Origin of the sequence: Pseudomonas pseudonitroreducens, from assembly GCF_021603645.1 — a bacterium.
Lineage (GTDB): Bacteria > Pseudomonadota > Gammaproteobacteria > Pseudomonadales > Pseudomonadaceae > Pseudomonas > Pseudomonas pseudonitroreducens.
The window spans coordinates 117815-132710 of sequence record NZ_BQHJ01000011.1; the positions used below are offsets into that span (position 1 = coordinate 117815).

Here is a 14896-nt window from a genome sequence, read left to right on the forward strand (position 1 = left end):
AGCCCATTTTTCGGGACCGGCCTCGCTCGCGTAGCGCCGCTCCCCGCGTATACGCCAGCGAAGCCGATGACCCTAGATACCACGCCGACCCCCGAACAACTCCTGCAGCGCATGGATCACGCGATGATCCGCGACCGCCATCGCCTGCGCCGGCAGCTCCATGAACTGCGCAAGCACCCCGATGAAGCCAAGCTTGCCCAGTGGGCCGAGCGCTTCCAGGCCTCATGCGCGAAGGTCGAGGCGCGCCGCGCGAGCATCCCGAAGATTCGCTACGACGACAGCCTGCCGATCGCTGCCAAGCGCGATGAGATCAAGGCTGCATTGGAAAAGAGCCAGGTCGTGGTGATTGCCGGCGAGACCGGCTCGGGCAAGACCACCCAGCTGCCGAAGATCTGCCTGGAACTGGGCCGCGGCACCCACGGCCTGATCGGCCACACCCAGCCGCGCCGGCTGGCCGCGCGCAGTGTGGCGACCCGCGTCGCCGAGGAAATCGGCACGCCGCTCGGGTCGCTGGTCGGCTATCAGGTGCGCTTCGAGGACCAGAGTGACGAGAGCACGCTGATCAAGCTGATGACCGACGGCATCCTGCTGGCCGAGACCCAGCACGACCGCTACCTGGAACGCTACGACACGATCATCGTCGACGAAGCCCACGAACGCAGCCTGAACATCGACTTCCTGCTCGGCTTCCTGAAGACGCTGCTGCCGCGCCGGCCTGACCTGAAGCTGATCATCACCTCGGCGACCATCGACCTGGAGCGCTTCTCCAAGCACTTCAGCGATGCGCCCATCGTCGAAGTCTCCGGCCGCACCTATCCGGTGGAAACCTGGTACCGCCCGCTGGCGGCGGAGGTGGACGAGGACGGCGAGGCGCTGTTCGACGATCTCTCCGTGGACCAGGGCATCCTCCGCGCGCTGGACGAGATCGCCGCCCACGAACGGGAGATCGGCAAGCGCCCTGGCGACGTGCTGGTGTTCCTCCCCGGCGAGCGCGAAATTCGCGACGCCGCCGATATGCTGCGCAAGGCCAACCTGCGCCATACCGAAGTGTTGCCGCTGTACGCGCGCCTGACGCCGGCCGAGCAGCAGAAGATTTTCGCGCCCATGCCGGGGCGCAAGATCGTGCTCGCCACCAACGTCGCCGAGACCTCGCTGACCGTGCCGGGCATCCGCTACGTGATCGACAGCGGCACCGCGCGTATCAGCCGCTACAGCTACCGCGCCAAGGTCCAGCGCCTGCCCATCGAGGCCGTCTCGCAGGCCAGCGCCAACCAGCGCAAGGGCCGCTGCGGGCGGGTCGAACCAGGCATCTGCGTGCGCCTGTACAGCGAGGAAGACTTCAACGGCCGCCCGGCCTTCACCGATCCGGAAATCCTGCGCACCAACCTGGCGGCAGTGATCCTGCAGATGCTCCATCTGCGCCTGGGCGACATCGAGGCCTTCCCCTTCATCGAACCGCCGGATGGCAAGGCGATCAACGACGGCTTCACTCTGCTGCAGGAGCTCTCGGCAGTGAACCGCGAGGGCCAGTTGACGCCGCTGGGCCGCCAGCTCGCTCGTCTGCCCATCGACCCACGCCTGGGCCGCATGCTGCTGGAAGCCGCGCAACTGGGCAGCCTGCCGGAAGTCCTCACCGTCGCCAGCGCGCTGTCGGTGCAGGACCCGCGCGAGCGGCCGATGGATCGCCAGCAGGCCGCCGACCAGGCCCATGCGCAGTGGAAGGACCCGGACTCGGACTTCGCCGCGCTGATCAATCTCTGGCGCGGCTTCGAGGAGCAGCGCCAGGCGCTGGGCTCCAACCCGCTGCGCAACTGGTGCCGGAAGAATTTCCTGAATTACCTGCGGCTGCGCGAGTGGCGCGATGCGCACCGCCAACTGACGTTGATCTGCAAGGAATTGCAGTTGCCCTTCGCGAAGCCAGAGGCTTCTCGTAGGAGCGAGCTTGCTCGCGAACAGCCCAACACTGCGAAACCCCAGAGCAATAAAGGCCCTCAGCCCGCTGTCGATAAAGGCGCGAAACCGGTTCGCGAGCAAGCTCGCTCCAACAAAAGCGGCGAGCCTGACGCGAAGCAACGCGACATCGACTACGCCGCCGTGCACAAGGCGATCCTCTCCGGCCTGCTCAGCCAGATCGGCCAGAAGGCGGAGGAGGGTGACTACCTCGGCGCGCGCCAGCGGCGCTTCTGGATCCACCCTTCCAGCGTGATCGGCCGGAAGAAGCCGCAGTGGATCATGGCGGCCGAGCTGGTGGAGACCACCAAGCTGTTCGCCCGCATGGTCGCGAAGATCGAGCCGGACTGGCTGGAACCGCTGGCCGGGCACCTGGTGAAGAAGAACTACCTGGAACCGCACTGGGAGAAGCGCCGCGGCCAGGTGGTGGCCTACGAGCAGGTCACCCTGTACGGCCTGATCATCATCGGCCGCCGCGCCGTGCACTACGGTCCGATCGATGCGCCGGTGTCCCGCGAGATGTTCATCCGCGAGGCGCTGGTGCGCGGCGAGATCAACAGCCGCGCCAAGTGCCTGTCGGCCAACCGCCAGTTGCTGGAGAAGCTCGACGAGCTGGAAGCCAAGGCGCGCCGGCGCGACATCCTTGCTGACGAGGAAACCCTGTTCGCCTACTACGACGAACGCCTGCCGGCGGATATCTATCAGTCCGCCAGCTTCGAGAAGTGGTACGAGCGCGAGCACAAGGCAAAACCGGACCTGCTGATCATGCGCGAGGAAGATGTCCTCGCCCGCGATGCCAGCGAAGTCACTGCCGGTCTTTACCCGGATCGCCTGCAACTGGGTGAGTTGCAGTTACCGCTCACCTACCATTTCGAGCCGGGCCACGTGCGTGACGGCGTGACCCTGCGCGTACCGGCGCCCCTGTTGCCGCAACTGCCTGCCGAGCGCCTGGAGTGGCTGGTGCCGGGCCTGCTGGAAGCCAAGTGCATCGAGCTGGTGCGCAGCCTGCCCAAGGCCATCCGCAAGAACTTCGTGCCGGTGCCGGACTTCGTCCGCGCGGCGCTGGGCAAGATGGTCTTCGCCGAGGGCGCACTGCCCGAATCCCTCGGCCGCGAGTTGCAGCGCATGACCGGCAGCCGTGTGCCGGAAGAGGCCTGGGCGGAAGCCGAGACCCTGGTGGAAAGCCACCTGCGGATGAACATCGAAGTGGTCGACGCGCGCGGCAAGTTCCTCGGCGAAGGTCGCGATCTGGCGGAGCTTACCGCGCGCTTCGCCGAGGCCAGCCAGGCTGCGCTGGCGATCCCGCAGGCGGACAAACCGCAGAAGCCGGTAGAGGCCAAGGGCTTCGCCGGAGTGGCGGAAAAGGTCCAGCAAAAGGTTGCCGGGCTGTCGATGACTGTCTATCCGGCGCTGGTGGAAGAGGCCGGCGTGGTCAAGGAAAACCGCTTCCCGACCCAGGCCGAGGCCGACTACCAGCACCGCCGCGCCCTGCAACGACTGCTATTGCAACAGCTGGCCGAGCCGGCCAGGTTCCTGCGCAGCAAGTTGCCGGGGCAGACCGACATGGGGCTGCTGTATCGCGAGATGGGGCGCGTCGAGGCGTTGGTCGAGGACATTCTGCTGGCCAGCCTGGACAGCGCCATTCTCGACGGTGAAAGCAGCCTGCCGCGCGATGGCGCCGGGCTCGCGTCCCTGGCCGAGAAAAAACGCGGTGCCTGGACCGAGCACGCCGAACGCATCGCCCGCCTGACCCTGGAAATCCTCAAGCTGTGGCACGGCCTGCAGAAGCGCTTCAAGGGCAAGGTCGACCTCGCCATGACGGTGCCGTTGAACGACGTGAAGGGGCAGTTGGCCAATCTGGTCTACCCCGGTTTCGTGCGCGACACGCCAGCGGAGTGGCTGAAGGAAATCCCGCGTTACCTCAAGGCCGTGGAACAGCGCCTGGACAAGGTGGCCGGCCAGGTCCAGCGCGACCGCGTGTGGAGCGGCGAAATGGCCGGCTACTGGGCACAGTACTCGGCGCGCCTGGCCAAGCACGCCCAGGAAGGCAAGCGTGACCCCGAACTGGTGCTCTATCGCTGGATGCTGGAGGAGTACCGCGTGTCGCTGTTCGCCCAGCAACTGGGGACCAAGCTGCCAGTGTCGGACAAGCGCCTGTCCAAGCAGTGGAGCCAGGTCGAGGCCTGACGCTGAGACTTTTTGTAGGAGCGAGCTTGCTCGCGAAGCGTTTCCCGGCAGTTCTGAAGCTGGGCGGCTTCGCGAGCAAGCTCGCTCCTACGGGGAGTGAGCCGTCAATCCCGTTTCGGGATGTTCAGCCCGCGCTGCACTGCCGGCCGCGCGAGGAAGCGTTCCAGCACGCGCTTGACGTTGTGGAAGTTGTCGAAGCCCACCAGTTCGCCCGCCTCGTAGAAGCCGATCAGGTTGCGAATCCACGGGAAGGTGGCGATGTCGGCGATGGTGTAGCGTTCGCCCATGATCCAGTCGCGGCCTTCCAGGCGCTGGTCGAGCACGGCCAGCAGGCGCTTGGCTTCGTCGACGTAGCGTTGCAGCGGGCGTTTGTCCTCGTAGTCCTTGCCGGCAAATTTGTTGAAGAAGCCGATCTGGCCGAACATCGGGCCGATCCCGCCCATCTGGAACATCAGCCACTGCAGCGTCTCATAGCGGCCGCTGGCGCCAGGGGCGAGCAGCGAGTCGGTCTTGTCGGCGAGGTAGACCAGGATCGCGCCGGACTCGAACAGCGCCAGCGGCTGGCCGTCCGGCCCGTTGGGGTCGAGGATCGCCGGAATCTTGTTATTCGGGTTCAGCGAGAGGAATTCCGGGCTCATCTGGTCGTTGCGCTCGAAGCTGACCAGGTGCGGCTCGTAGGGCAGGCCGAGCTCTTCCAGCATGATCGACACCTTCACGCCGTTGGGCGTGGGCAGCGAATACAGCTGCAGGCGGTCAGGGTGTTCGGCGGGCCATTTGCGGGTGATGGGGAACGCGGAAAGGTCTGACATGCATACTCCGGTCAGGTCACTGGGGAAAGCAACGGAAGGCCTCAGGATAGACCTCCGGAAGCGGTCGGTCATGACCCGCGCGCGACAAAAAGGTAAGGTGCGGCCCCATAGTCACCGGAGAAGGAACCCACCATGAGCCTGCACGGCACCTACGATCCGCAGAACATCTTCGCCCAGATCATTCGCGGCGACGCTCCCTGCTACAAGCTGTACGAGGACGACGACGTGCTCGCCTTCCTCGACCTGTTCCCGCAGTCCTACGGCCATGCCCTGGTGATTCCGAAGAATTCTCCGGCGCGCAACATCCTCGAAGTCGACCCCGATGCGCTGGCCAAGGTGATGCGCGTCGTGCAGCGCCTGGCTGGCGTTATCGTCGATGAGCTCAATCCCGATGGTGTGCAGGTCGCCCAGTTCAACGGTGCGCCGGCCGGGCAGACGGTGTTCCACATCCACGTGCACATCGTCCCGCGCTATGCCGGCGAGGGCCTGGGGATTCACGCGGCGAACAAGGCCGATGCGGGGGAGCTGGAGAAGTTGCAGGCGCGCCTCGTTGCCCGTCTGAACGGCTGAGGCGCTCCCGGGCGGTCGGGGCTTACTCGACCGCCGGCTTGATATCGAAACCGGTGCGGTTGTCGCTGACGATACGGAAGGCGTTGCTGCCGCCCGGCTCCAGCGGCACCAGCAGTTCGCGGCGCAACATGGCCTTGCTGCACAGGCCGTCGCCGTCCTTGTCGCCGATGATGCCGACCACGTGCTTGCCGGCCGGCACGTGGAAGCTGGCTGCCTCGCCCTTGCCGATGCGCGCAGCGATTTCATGGTCGATGGTGAGGGCGACGTAGCAGCCGCCGCCGATGTAGCCGACATCCCGGGTGACGTCGACCTTGACGCTGTCCTTGCCCGGTTGCTGATAGGCCAGCAGGCGGTCGGCGGGGACAGGTTGGACATCATCGCTCTGGTACGACGCACAGCCGGAAAGCGCGAGCAGGGACAGGACGGCAAGGATCGAACGCATAGACTTCCTCCATGGACACTGCAGCCTAGGCTAGCCCATCCGGGCGGTTTCCGTCGGCTTGCCTACGCGCTGTGGGAAATTGGAGTAGTCTTCAGCACATGTGATTTGGGCTGGAGTGCCCGAGTGCCGCCATTGAGGCCGATCCGCCGGGCGGTCGAGCCAAGGAGCAGGGCCGATGCACCGCAACAGCGATCCCGACCACCTGTTCGAGCCCAGCGCCGGACCGACCGGCCTGGAAGAGGCTGATCATCGCCTGTTGATGCGGCTGATCTTCGGTTGCACCGGGGCGACCCTGGGGGTGTTCTCGATTCTGCAGTGCTTCGCCGGTAATTACTGGCTGGCCGGCGCCGAGCTGATCACCTGTGGCCTGTTGCTGTGGGCCGCACAGCGGCTCAAGCGGGTGACGCGCCTGGTCCCCTGGATCATTGCCTATCTGCTGCCGACGTTCTGCTTCATCCTCTACATCATCGTCATGCCCAATGCTTCGGCGTCGGCTTTCGTCTGGGTCTACCTGATGCCGGTGATGGCCTACCTGCTGCTGGGCAAGTGGCGCGGCTTCCTGCTCGCCGTGCCGTTCATGCTGGTCGCCACGCTGATGTACCTGCATGCCAACCCCCTGAGCCTGGATGCCGCGGGGCTGATCGACATCGGCAACGGCATCTTTTGCGGGGTGCTGGTGATTGCCTTCATGCATGTCTACGAGGAGCGCCGCGCCGCCGCCTACAAACAGCTGCGGCATCTGGCGCTGACCGATGCGCTGACTGGCGTGGCCAGTCGTGAGAGTTTTCAGCGTACGTTGCGGCGCTGCATCCAGGAGTCGGCGCGGTACGAGACGCGCCTGGTGCTGGTGGTGCTGGATGTCGACCACTTCAAGAACATCAATGACCAGTGGGGCCACGATGCCGGCGACAAGGCCCTGCAGCACCTGTGCAATCGCCTGCGCCACCGCCTGCGCGCCACCGACCTGATCGGCCGGCTGGGCGGCGAGGAGTTCGGCCTGCTGCTGCCCTTCACCGACCGCTTCGACGCCAAGCCGCTGGTGGAATCCCTGCGCCGCGATATCGACGAAGCGCCGCTGATCTATCACGGGGAGCGTATTCAGATTTCCGCTACCTTCGGCCTCGCCGAGTGGCCGGGCGACGGCCTGGATGCCGACGAACTCTACCGTTGCACCGACCGCCGCCTGTATCGCGGCAAGGCCGAGGGGCGCAATCGCCTGGTCTACAGCGACCCGGCCTGAGCGCGCTTCGCCGCCAGCGGCTCGGCAATTCGCGCATAGGCGCTGCGCAACTGCCGCGCCATCTTCCGTTCCACCCATTCGTAGCTCAGCCAGGACAGCAGCAGGATCGCCGGCACGCTGATGCCCAGTGTCTGGTACGGCGTCAGGCCCAGCCGTTCATGCAGCCAGTAGGCTGCCAGCCAGAGCACGATCACGTGCAGCAGGTACACCGAATAGGACCAGTCGCCGAGCGCGTGCAGCACCCGGCTGCGCTCGAACAGCGGCTCCAGGGCCACGCAGGCGGCCAGCAGCACCGCGGCGGGAAGGCCCCAGGTCAACAGGCGCCAGGGGTGGTCGGCAGGGAACAGCGCGATGGTCGTCACCGCCAGGGCGGCCAACAGCAGGGCCAGCGGCCTGGGCAGGTTCAGCCAACCGCGCCGATACAACGCGGCAAGGCCAAGGCCGAGAAGGAATTCGAAGATGATCGGGTTGCGGTAGAAGTTGCTGATCCAGGGCTCGCGCGCCAGGACCTGCGCCACCACCAGCACCAGCGCGGTCACCAGCCAGGCACGCCAGCGTTCGGCGACCAGGAAGGAGAGAGCGAACAGGGCGTAGAAGAGCATCTCGAAGTTCAGCGTCCAGCCTACCGGCAGCACAGGGTACTTGCCGAAGCCGCCGGGGTTTTCGCTGGGGATGAACAGCAGCGAGAGCAGCAGCGACTTGCCACCGACGCCGTAGACCGGCATCACGTCGGCGAAGGCGTAGATGATCAATGCGGTGATCGCCGTATACAGCCAGTAAGCCGGGGCGACGCGGGCCAGGCGCTGCACCAGGAAGGTCAGCGGCGACAACGGTCGGCCAGCGCTGGAAAGGTGGATCACGAAGCCACTGAGGACGAAGAAGATGTCGACGCCGACCTGGCCACGGGTAGAGAGCAATCTGCCGCCGAGGCTGTCGGCGCGGAAGTCGAAGAACACCTGCATGAAGTGATGGAAGACCACCAGCCAGGCGGCCAGTGCCCGTAAAGCCTGAAGCGAAACCAGCATGGGGCGGCGTGCCCTCCGTCTGTGGATAAAAACAAAGGGGCGCGACAATGCGCGCCCCTTTCCTCGACAGTGCGGTTTCGCCGATCGTTCACCGGGCCTGCTGGACGGTCGCCGCCGACAGTGCCGGCCCACGCTCCAGGCGCAGGCAGATCAGCGCTGTGGCGATGGCCGCGAGCGGCAGCAGCGCGCCCACCCAGGGCAGCGCAGCGAGGCCGGGGCCGTGGTCGATGGTCATGCCGCCGAGCCAGGCGCCCAGGGCGTTGCCCAGGTTGAACGCGGCGATATTGAAGCTGGCCGCGACGCTCTGGCCGGCGCCGTGGGCCTTCTCCAGCACCCACATCTGCAGTGGCGGCACGGTGGCGAAACCGGCAGCGCCGAGCAACGCGATGAAGATGACCACGGCGACCTGGTTCTGCAGCGCGAAGCTCATCAGCCCCATGACCCCTGCCAGTGCGACCAGGCTGCCGAGCAGGGCCGGGACCAGCCTGCGGTCGGCCAGCTTGCCGCCGAGCAGGTTGCCCAGCACCAGGCCGCCGCCGAACACCAGCAGAACCGGTGACACCGCGCTCTCGGAGAAACCGGCAAGGCGAGTCAGCAGCGGCGACACGTAACTGAACACGGTGAACACACCGCCGAAGCCGAGCACGGTGGTCAGCAGGCCGAGTAGTACGGCAGGGCGTTTCAGCACGCGGAAGTCGTCGCGCAGATTACCGGCCGCCGGCGGAGCGCTGTTACGCGGCAGATAGATCGCCAGGATCGCCAGGGCCAGCACACCGATGCCGGTCACCACCCAGAAGGCTGCACGCCAGCCGTACAGCTGGCCGAGCCAGGTACCCAGCGGCACGCCGAGGATGGTGGCAACGGTCAGGCCGGTGAACATCAGGGCGATGGCCGAGGCCCGGCGCTCGGCGGGCACCAGGCTGGTGGCGACCACCGAGCCGACGCCGAAGAAGGTGCCATGGGCGAAGGAGGTCAGCACCCGCGCGGCCATCAGCGTGGCGTAGTCAGGCGCCAGAGCACAGGCCAGGTTGCCGAGGGTGAAGATCACCATCAGCCCCAGCAGCGTGCGGCGCTGAGGCCAGCGCGCGGTAAGGGCGGTGAGCAGCGGCGCGCCGAGCACTACGCCCAGTGCGTAGCCGGAGATCAGCAGGCCGGCGGCGGAGATCGACACGCCGAAGTCATGACCGACCTCCAGCAGCAATCCCATGATCACGAATTCGGTAACGCCGATGCCAAAGGCACCGGCGGTCAAGGCATACAAGGCAATGGGCACGATGGCTCTCCCAGGCTGATTTGCATAAGGAGTGAAGAATGGGCGCCACCTTATCCCCGTGCAGATTGTTGATATAGACTGCCTTTTAGCAAATCACCTGTGAATTGAATTCAATATGGCCCGGCCCGACGTCAACCGCTTCGGCGAAATGGAAGTGTTCATCCGCGTGGTGGAAACTGGCGGCTTCACTGCTGCCGCGCAGCAATGCGCAATGACGCCGTCCGCTGTGAGCAAGCTGGTGGCGCGCCTGGAGGATCGTCTCGGCGCGCGGCTGTTCAACCGCTCCACCCGGCGTCAGCAGCTCACGGCCGAGGGTGCGGCCTTCTATGAACGGAGCCTGCGTATCCTCGCCGACCTGGACGAGGCCGAGCGCGAAGCTTCGGCCAGCGCGGAGCCGCAGGGGAGGGTGCGGATCAGCTGCAACCTGCCGGTCGGCAGGCAGTTCCTTATCCCGGCGCTGCCGCTGTTCTTCGAGCGCTTTCCCGGTGTCAGCCTCGACCTGCAACTGACCGATGAGGTGGTGGACCTGCTGGAGGTACGCGCGGACGTCGCCATCCGCAGCGGGCCGCTGCGCGATTCGCGGCTGGTGGCGCGCTCACTGGGTGAGTCCGGGCACAAGATCGTTGCCGCCCCCGAGTATCTGGCGCGGCACGGTACGCCGCAGCACCCGCGCGAGCTGGGCGAATACAACTGCGTCGGCTTCAGCTACCGGCGGGTCGAGCCGGACTGGCCATTCCTCGGCAAGCCGGCGGATGCTCCCGAGCCCAGCGGCAACCTGCTGGCCAGTGACGGCGACAGCGTGCGCCACCTGGCGCTGGCCGGGTTGGGGCTGGCAAGGCTGGCGGAGTTCCAGGTGCGCGAGGATATCGCCGCCGGACGGCTGGTGGCGGTGCTGGAAGAGTTCAATCCCGGCGACCGCAAACCGATGCACGCGCTCTATCTGGGCAAGCCGGGGCACCTGCCGGCGCGAGTGCGTGCGGTGCTCGACTTCCTCGCCGAGCAGGTGCGCATCGACTGACTCAGGCGGCTTCGAGCAGTGCCAGGGTGTCGGCCGCGCCCATCATCTTCGCCGCGGCCAGAGCGGTCAGGCCGCTGGCGTCGCGGGCCTCGCGGTCGGCGCCATGTTCCAGCAGGCAGCGGACGATCTCCGGGCGGTTGAACATTGCCGCCATCATCAGTGCGGTCTTTCCATCGGGGGAGGCGCCTTCCACCTGGGCGCCGTGGCTGAGCAGCAGGCGGACCATCTCCAGGTCGCCCTTGAAGGCGGCACCGGCCAGCGGCGTCTGCCCGGCGTTGTTGCGCAGGTCCGGGTCGGCGCCATGCTCGAGCAGCACGGCCACGGTGTCGTGGTGCCCGTAGTAGCTGGCCAGCATCAGCAGACTGTCGCCCTTGTGATTGCGCAGATTGGCCGGCAGGCCCTGGCCGAGCAGTTCCGTCAGGCGCTGGGTGTCACCCTGGCGGGCAAGATCAATGACCTGATTGGCAAATTCCAGGGTCTGTTCGTCCATTTCCGGGCGGTTTGCGGCACTCATCCTGAAGTCTCCTTGGCAAAGTCGGGAATGCACTGAAGGATAAGGAATCGCGCGCCTGGGCGCGCCAACACTGAACCTATGGTGCCGGTGAAAAATTTCAATCCGTTGCTTCAGGACAGGCGCGGCGTGATTTACGTCCGTAATCTTGCGTAATTGCCGCCCTCGCACGGCGGCTTTTCGGCGAAAATTGCAGCATAATCGGCGGTCAGTGGTTGCACCTGTGGTGACACCGCGAACCGCCGGGCGGCCAGAGGTGCCGCTCGTCGCAGGGGATGGCACACTGCCCGGTTGCAGGGATTGCCATCCCAGAGCCTTCGCGCAGGGCGCGAAAGGCCGAGAAATTTCAGTGCCGGCCAGCGTGCGGGCACCTTGATGCCTAACCCAGTCGCCCGGCCCGGCGGCTTTGAGAATTGAAGAGGATTGACCGTGCATAAAGTCGTGATCAGCGGAACCGGCCTGTATACCCCGCCGTTCAGCATCTCCAACGATGAACTGGTGGAATCCTTCAACAGCTACGTCCGCAGCTACAACGACCAGCACGCTGACGCTATCGCCAAGGGCGAAGTGGAAGCTCTCTCCGAATCCAGTTCGGCATTCATCGAGAAGGCTTCCGGGATCAAGAGCCGCTTCGTGGTGAACAAGGAAGGCATCCTCGACCCGCAGCGCATGGCTCCGCGCATTCCCGAGCGTTCCAACGAAGACTGGGGCATCCTCTGCGAAATGGCTGCCGCCGCTGCCAAACAGGCCCTGGAGCGCGCCGGCCGCAAGCCCGAGGACATCGACGGGGTAATCGTCGCCTGCTCCAACCTGCAGCGCGCCTACCCGGCGGTTGCCATCGAAGTGCAGGCTGCCCTTGGCATCCAGGGCTTCGGCTATGACATGAACGTCGCCTGCTCCTCGGCCACCTTCGGCATCCAGGCCGCGGTGAACAGCGTGCAGCTGGGCCAGGCCCGCGCGATCCTCATGGTCAACCCGGAAATCTGCACCGGCCACCTGAACTTCCGCGACCGCGACAGCCACTTCATCTTCGGCGATGCGGCCACCGCCGTGGTCATCGAGCGCGCTGACCAGGCCACCAGCAAGCATCAGTTCGACGTCGTCAGCACCAAGCTGCTGACGCAGTTCTCCAACAACATCCGCAACAACTTCGGCTTCCTCAACCGAGCTGCGGAAGAGGGCATCGGTACTCGCGACAAGCTGTTCGTGCAGGAAGGCCGCAAGGTGTTCAAGGACGTCTGCCCGATGGTGGCCGAGCTGATCGGCGAGCACCTGGCGCAGAACGACATCCCGGTCAGCGACGTGAAGCGCTTCTGGCTGCACCAGGCCAACCTGAACATGAACCTGCTGATCACCCGCAAGCTGATCGGCCGCGACGCCGAGCCACACGAGGCGCCGGTGATCCTCGACACCTATGCCAACACCAGCTCGGCCGGTTCGGTGATTGCGTTCCACAAATACCAGGACGACCTGCCCGCCGGTTCCATCGGCGTGCTGAGTTCCTTCGGCGCCGGCTATTCCATCGGCAGCGTGATCCTGCGCAAGCGCTGATCGTGCAGAGCGACGACAGCGAGCTGTTTTCGCGCCTGCTGGCCGGTGACCAGCAGGCCTTCCGCACCCTGGTAGCCACCTACCAGGGTGCGATGCGTGCCGTGGCCATCGCCATCGTCGGCAGCGTCCATGCCGACGAAGTGGTGCAGGACGCCTGGCTCGCCGCCGTGCGTAATCTCGATGGTTTCCAGGGCCGCTCCAGCCTCAAGACCTGGCTGCTGACCATCACCGCCAATACCGCCAAATCCCGCCTGCGCAAGGTCCGTCGTGATGTGTCGCTCGACGATCTGCCAGCACCTCATGGCAGCATCGACGATTCCCGTTTTGCCGCCGACGGCCACTGGAGCACTGCGCCGCTGGCCTGGCACGAGGACTCGCCCGAGGCGCTGCTGGCGGAGGACGAACTCCGAGAATGCCTGGAGAAGACCCTGCTCAGCCTCTCCGAACTGCAGCGCAGCGTGCTGCTGTTGCGCGAGCGCCAGGGATTGGAGTTGGAGGAGATCTGTAATCTGCTGGACGTTTCGCTCTCCAATGCCAGGGTGCTGCTGCACCGTGCACGGCTGAAGGTGTTCGCCACCGTGGAGCACTTCGAGGAGACCGGGGAATGCTGACCTGCAAGGAACTGGTAGCGCGCTCCAGCGACCTGCTGGACGAACAACTGGGCTGGCGCGAGAAGCTCGCGTTGCGCCGGCATCTGCTGTTGTGCCGCAACTGTCGACGCTATCTGCGGCAGATGCGCCTGACCCAGGCGACCCTGCGCCTGCTGCCAGAGCCGCCTCGCCCGGACGCGGAGCGCCTGGCTGACCATCTCGCCGAACTGCGCCGGGACAGTGCGCGCCGCTGATCGTTAGCTCACTCCTACGCTGGCGATTGGCGCAGGAGCAGCTGTCTTTCTCGGGAAGCCCGTGCCGATGCTTTCCCCTCACCCCAGCCCTCTCCCGGGGGAGAGGGAGCAGTCCGTGCCGGCTGGCACCCAAGATTCATCCTGCACCGAACGGTCCCCTCTCCCCTTGGGAGAGGGCTAGGGTGAGGGCCGACCCGAGCGCAGAACTTTCACGTAGGAGCGGACTCTGTCCGCGATGGTCTCTGGCGTAATGCGGGCCTATCGCGGACGGAGTCCGCTCCTACGCCAGGTTTCAGACCTGCGCTGGAATCTGCGCCCGCCATGCATCCAATCCGCCCGACAGTGCCCACGTACGCGGGTGTCCGAACGCCTGCAGTCGCTCCGCCAGCATGGCCGCGGAAAGTTCGTGGGGGCAGGCGCAATAGATCACCACGTCCTTGTCCTCCAGGCTGCCGCGCAGCTCGTCCAGCGCCCCGTCCAGGCTGAAGGCGATGGAGCCGGGAATCGCCTCGTCATCGAACTGCGCGCGCACGTCGAGAATCAGCGGCGGCTCGCCAGCGTCCAGGCGTGCCCGCAACTCGCCGACGCTGATGCGCGGGATACGCGCGGTGCGTTTGAGCAGGCTGAAGCGCTGCCAGAGCTTCCAGGCGATGAACAGCGTGAAGGCGCCCAGTAATGCCGACACGCCGACGCTGGCGTACTCGGTGAGCCAGCCCAGCACACGGTCCACGGCATCGCTGAAGATGCTCCCGAGCATCAGCGCCGAGCCGGCCCAGAGCGCTGCACCGGCACAGTCGTAGGCGAGGAAGCGTGGCAGCGGCGTGCGGGTCATGCCGGCCATGGTGGTGGTCAGCGCGCTGGCGCCGGGGAGGAAGCGCGAGATCAGCAGCGCGCGCGGGCCGATGCGCAGGTAAAGGCTCTGGCTCTGGCGAATGCAGCTGTCCGGCGACAGCGAGACTTTGCACACGCTGCGCAGCATGAAACCACCGTAGCGTCGGCCGGCACAGAACCAGATCAGGTCTGCGATCAGGCAAGCCAATACCGCTACGGCAAGCGCCTGCCCCAGCGGCACGCCGCTGCCTTGCAGAGCAAGAGCGCCGGCGACGATCAGCGCCGGGTAGGCGGGAATCGGCAGGCCGAGCTGTTCGAGCAGCACATTGAAGAACAGCAGGGTAAGGCCGTGCTGCTGGATCAGGGGTTGCAGTTCGTGCATGGGAAAGCCTGAGCGGGGAAGGTCTTTCAGGAGAAAGCGAAAGCATACCGGTAAAGCGGGCTTCAGAAAGTGCCTGCAAGCCTACTGGCGCGCGGCTTAGGACCTTTATGCCATAAAGAAATCAAAAGTTCCTTTGTAATAAAAGTTTTATCTACGAGCAACCGATCTGAAATAACCCCTCGCCAAGATTCCCAGCAACACAAACGGGGGCCGCCAGAACGGCCTGTGCGAGTCCTTGGGGGGCGCGCAGCAGCCAGGCACTC

At 65.7% G+C, this 14896-nt stretch carries 13 protein-coding genes; 7 read left to right on the forward strand and 6 right to left on the reverse strand.

All coding sequences use genetic code 11. The features are described from left to right. Nucleotides 1-66 precede the first annotated feature (66 nt). Nucleotides 67-4137 carry an ATP-dependent RNA helicase HrpA gene (gene hrpA, locus L6D89_RS24520; RefSeq protein WP_236201474.1) on the forward strand — a complete coding sequence of 1357 codons (4071 nt, stop codon included), beginning with the start codon at nucleotides 67-69 and terminating at the stop codon, nucleotides 4135-4137. A gap of 104 nt (nucleotides 4138-4241) precedes the next feature. Here hrpA and L6D89_RS24525 read toward each other — a convergent pair whose 3' ends face one another. Next, on the reverse strand, nucleotides 4242-4946 hold the full coding sequence (locus L6D89_RS24525) for a glutathione binding-like protein (RefSeq protein ID WP_236171726.1): 705 nt from the start codon (nucleotides 4944-4946) through the stop codon (nucleotides 4242-4244). 132 nt (nucleotides 4947-5078) lie between these two features. On the opposite strand from L6D89_RS24525, the gene L6D89_RS24530 reads away from it, so the two are divergent. Next, entirely contained in the window at nucleotides 5079-5516 is a 438-nt protein-coding gene (locus L6D89_RS24530) for an HIT family protein (RefSeq protein WP_236201475.1), read from the forward strand. Between the two features lie 22 nt (nucleotides 5517-5538). Here L6D89_RS24530 and L6D89_RS24535 read toward each other — a convergent pair whose 3' ends face one another. Continuing rightward, on the reverse strand, nucleotides 5539-5958 hold the full coding sequence (locus L6D89_RS24535) for a 3-isopropylmalate dehydratase (RefSeq protein WP_236171722.1): 420 nt from the start codon (nucleotides 5956-5958) through the stop codon (nucleotides 5539-5541). A 175-nt stretch (nucleotides 5959-6133) separates the two neighbouring features. On the opposite strand from L6D89_RS24535, the gene L6D89_RS24540 reads away from it, so the two are divergent. Further along, nucleotides 6134-7198, forward strand: a complete 1065-nt coding sequence (locus L6D89_RS24540; RefSeq protein WP_236171720.1) for a GGDEF domain-containing protein — start codon at nucleotides 6134-6136, stop codon at nucleotides 7196-7198. Here L6D89_RS24540 and L6D89_RS24545 read toward each other — a convergent pair. Both L6D89_RS24545 and L6D89_RS24550 read right to left on the reverse strand, forming a co-directional pair. After that, the gene (locus L6D89_RS24545; RefSeq protein ID WP_236171718.1) at nucleotides 7180-8223 is read right to left on the reverse strand and encodes an acyltransferase family protein; all 1044 of its coding nucleotides are present in this window, start codon (nucleotides 8221-8223) and stop codon (nucleotides 7180-7182) included. The genes L6D89_RS24540 and L6D89_RS24545 overlap by 19 nt on opposite strands. Nucleotides 8224-8311: 88 nt before the next feature. Continuing rightward, nucleotides 8312-9496: an MFS transporter gene (locus L6D89_RS24550; RefSeq protein WP_236201476.1), complete on the reverse strand. Its 1185-nt coding sequence runs from the start codon at nucleotides 9494-9496 to the stop codon at nucleotides 8312-8314. Nucleotides 9497-9611: 115 nt separating this feature from the next. On the opposite strand from L6D89_RS24550, the gene L6D89_RS24555 reads away from it, so the two are divergent. Next, complete coding sequence (locus tag L6D89_RS24555; RefSeq protein ID WP_236171716.1) at nucleotides 9612-10514, forward strand: LysR family transcriptional regulator; 903 nt, start codon at nucleotides 9612-9614, stop codon at nucleotides 10512-10514. Nucleotide 10515: 1 nt separating this feature from the next. Here the strand turns inward: L6D89_RS24555 and L6D89_RS24560 are convergent, their stop codons facing one another. Then, a complete protein-coding gene (locus L6D89_RS24560) occupies nucleotides 10516-11028 on the reverse strand; it encodes an ankyrin repeat domain-containing protein (RefSeq protein ID WP_236201477.1) in 513 nt (170 codons plus the stop codon). Between the two features lie 426 nt (nucleotides 11029-11454). Between L6D89_RS24560 and L6D89_RS24565 the strand changes: the two genes are divergently transcribed. The 3 genes from L6D89_RS24565 to L6D89_RS24575 are packed head-to-tail and all read left to right on the forward strand — an operon-like array spanning nucleotide 11455 to nucleotide 13420. Continuing rightward, on the forward strand, nucleotides 11455-12576 hold the full coding sequence (locus L6D89_RS24565; RefSeq protein WP_236171711.1) for a beta-ketoacyl-ACP synthase III: 1122 nt from the start codon (nucleotides 11455-11457) through the stop codon (nucleotides 12574-12576). A gap of 2 nt (nucleotides 12577-12578) precedes the next feature. Next, nucleotides 12579-13187, forward strand: a complete 609-nt coding sequence (locus L6D89_RS24570) for an RNA polymerase sigma factor (protein WP_373874988.1) — start codon at nucleotides 12579-12581, stop codon at nucleotides 13185-13187. Beyond that, a complete protein-coding gene (locus L6D89_RS24575; protein WP_236171707.1) occupies nucleotides 13181-13420 on the forward strand; it encodes an anti-sigma factor family protein in 240 nt (79 codons plus the stop codon). The genes L6D89_RS24570 and L6D89_RS24575 overlap by 7 nt, the downstream gene beginning before the upstream one ends. Nucleotides 13421-13712: 292 nt before the next feature. On the opposite strand, the gene L6D89_RS24580 is transcribed toward L6D89_RS24575, so the two are convergent. Further along, on the reverse strand, nucleotides 13713-14633 hold the full coding sequence (locus L6D89_RS24580; protein ID WP_236201478.1) for a DedA family protein/thiosulfate sulfurtransferase GlpE: 921 nt from the start codon (nucleotides 14631-14633) through the stop codon (nucleotides 13713-13715). Nucleotides 14634-14896 lie beyond the last annotated feature (263 nt).

Bases quoted from the DNA above. Each gene is read 5' to 3' on its own strand.
- hrpA (WP_236201474.1), top strand. From the start codon at position 67: ATGACCCTAGATACCACGCCGACCCCCGAACAACTCCTGCAGCGCATG.
- L6D89_RS24525 (WP_236171726.1), bottom strand. From the start codon at position 4,946: ATGTCAGACCTTTCCGCGTTCCCCATCACCCGCAAATGGCCCGCCGAA.
- L6D89_RS24530 (WP_236201475.1), top strand. From the start codon at position 5,079: ATGAGCCTGCACGGCACCTACGATCCGCAGAACATCTTCGCCCAGATC.
- L6D89_RS24535 (WP_236171722.1), bottom strand. From the start codon at position 5,958: ATGCGTTCGATCCTTGCCGTCCTGTCCCTGCTCGCGCTTTCCGGCTGT.
- L6D89_RS24540 (WP_236171720.1), top strand. From the start codon at position 6,134: ATGCACCGCAACAGCGATCCCGACCACCTGTTCGAGCCCAGCGCCGGA.
- L6D89_RS24545 (WP_236171718.1), bottom strand. From the start codon at position 8,223: ATGCTGGTTTCGCTTCAGGCTTTACGGGCACTGGCCGCCTGGCTGGTG.
- L6D89_RS24555 (WP_236171716.1), top strand. From the start codon at position 9,612: ATGGCCCGGCCCGACGTCAACCGCTTCGGCGAAATGGAAGTGTTCATC.
- L6D89_RS24560 (WP_236201477.1), bottom strand. From the start codon at position 11,028: ATGAGTGCCGCAAACCGCCCGGAAATGGACGAACAGACCCTGGAATTT.
- L6D89_RS24575 (WP_236171707.1), top strand. From the start codon at position 13,181: ATGCTGACCTGCAAGGAACTGGTAGCGCGCTCCAGCGACCTGCTGGAC.
- L6D89_RS24580 (WP_236201478.1), bottom strand. From the start codon at position 14,633: ATGCACGAACTGCAACCCCTGATCCAGCAGCACGGCCTTACCCTGCTG.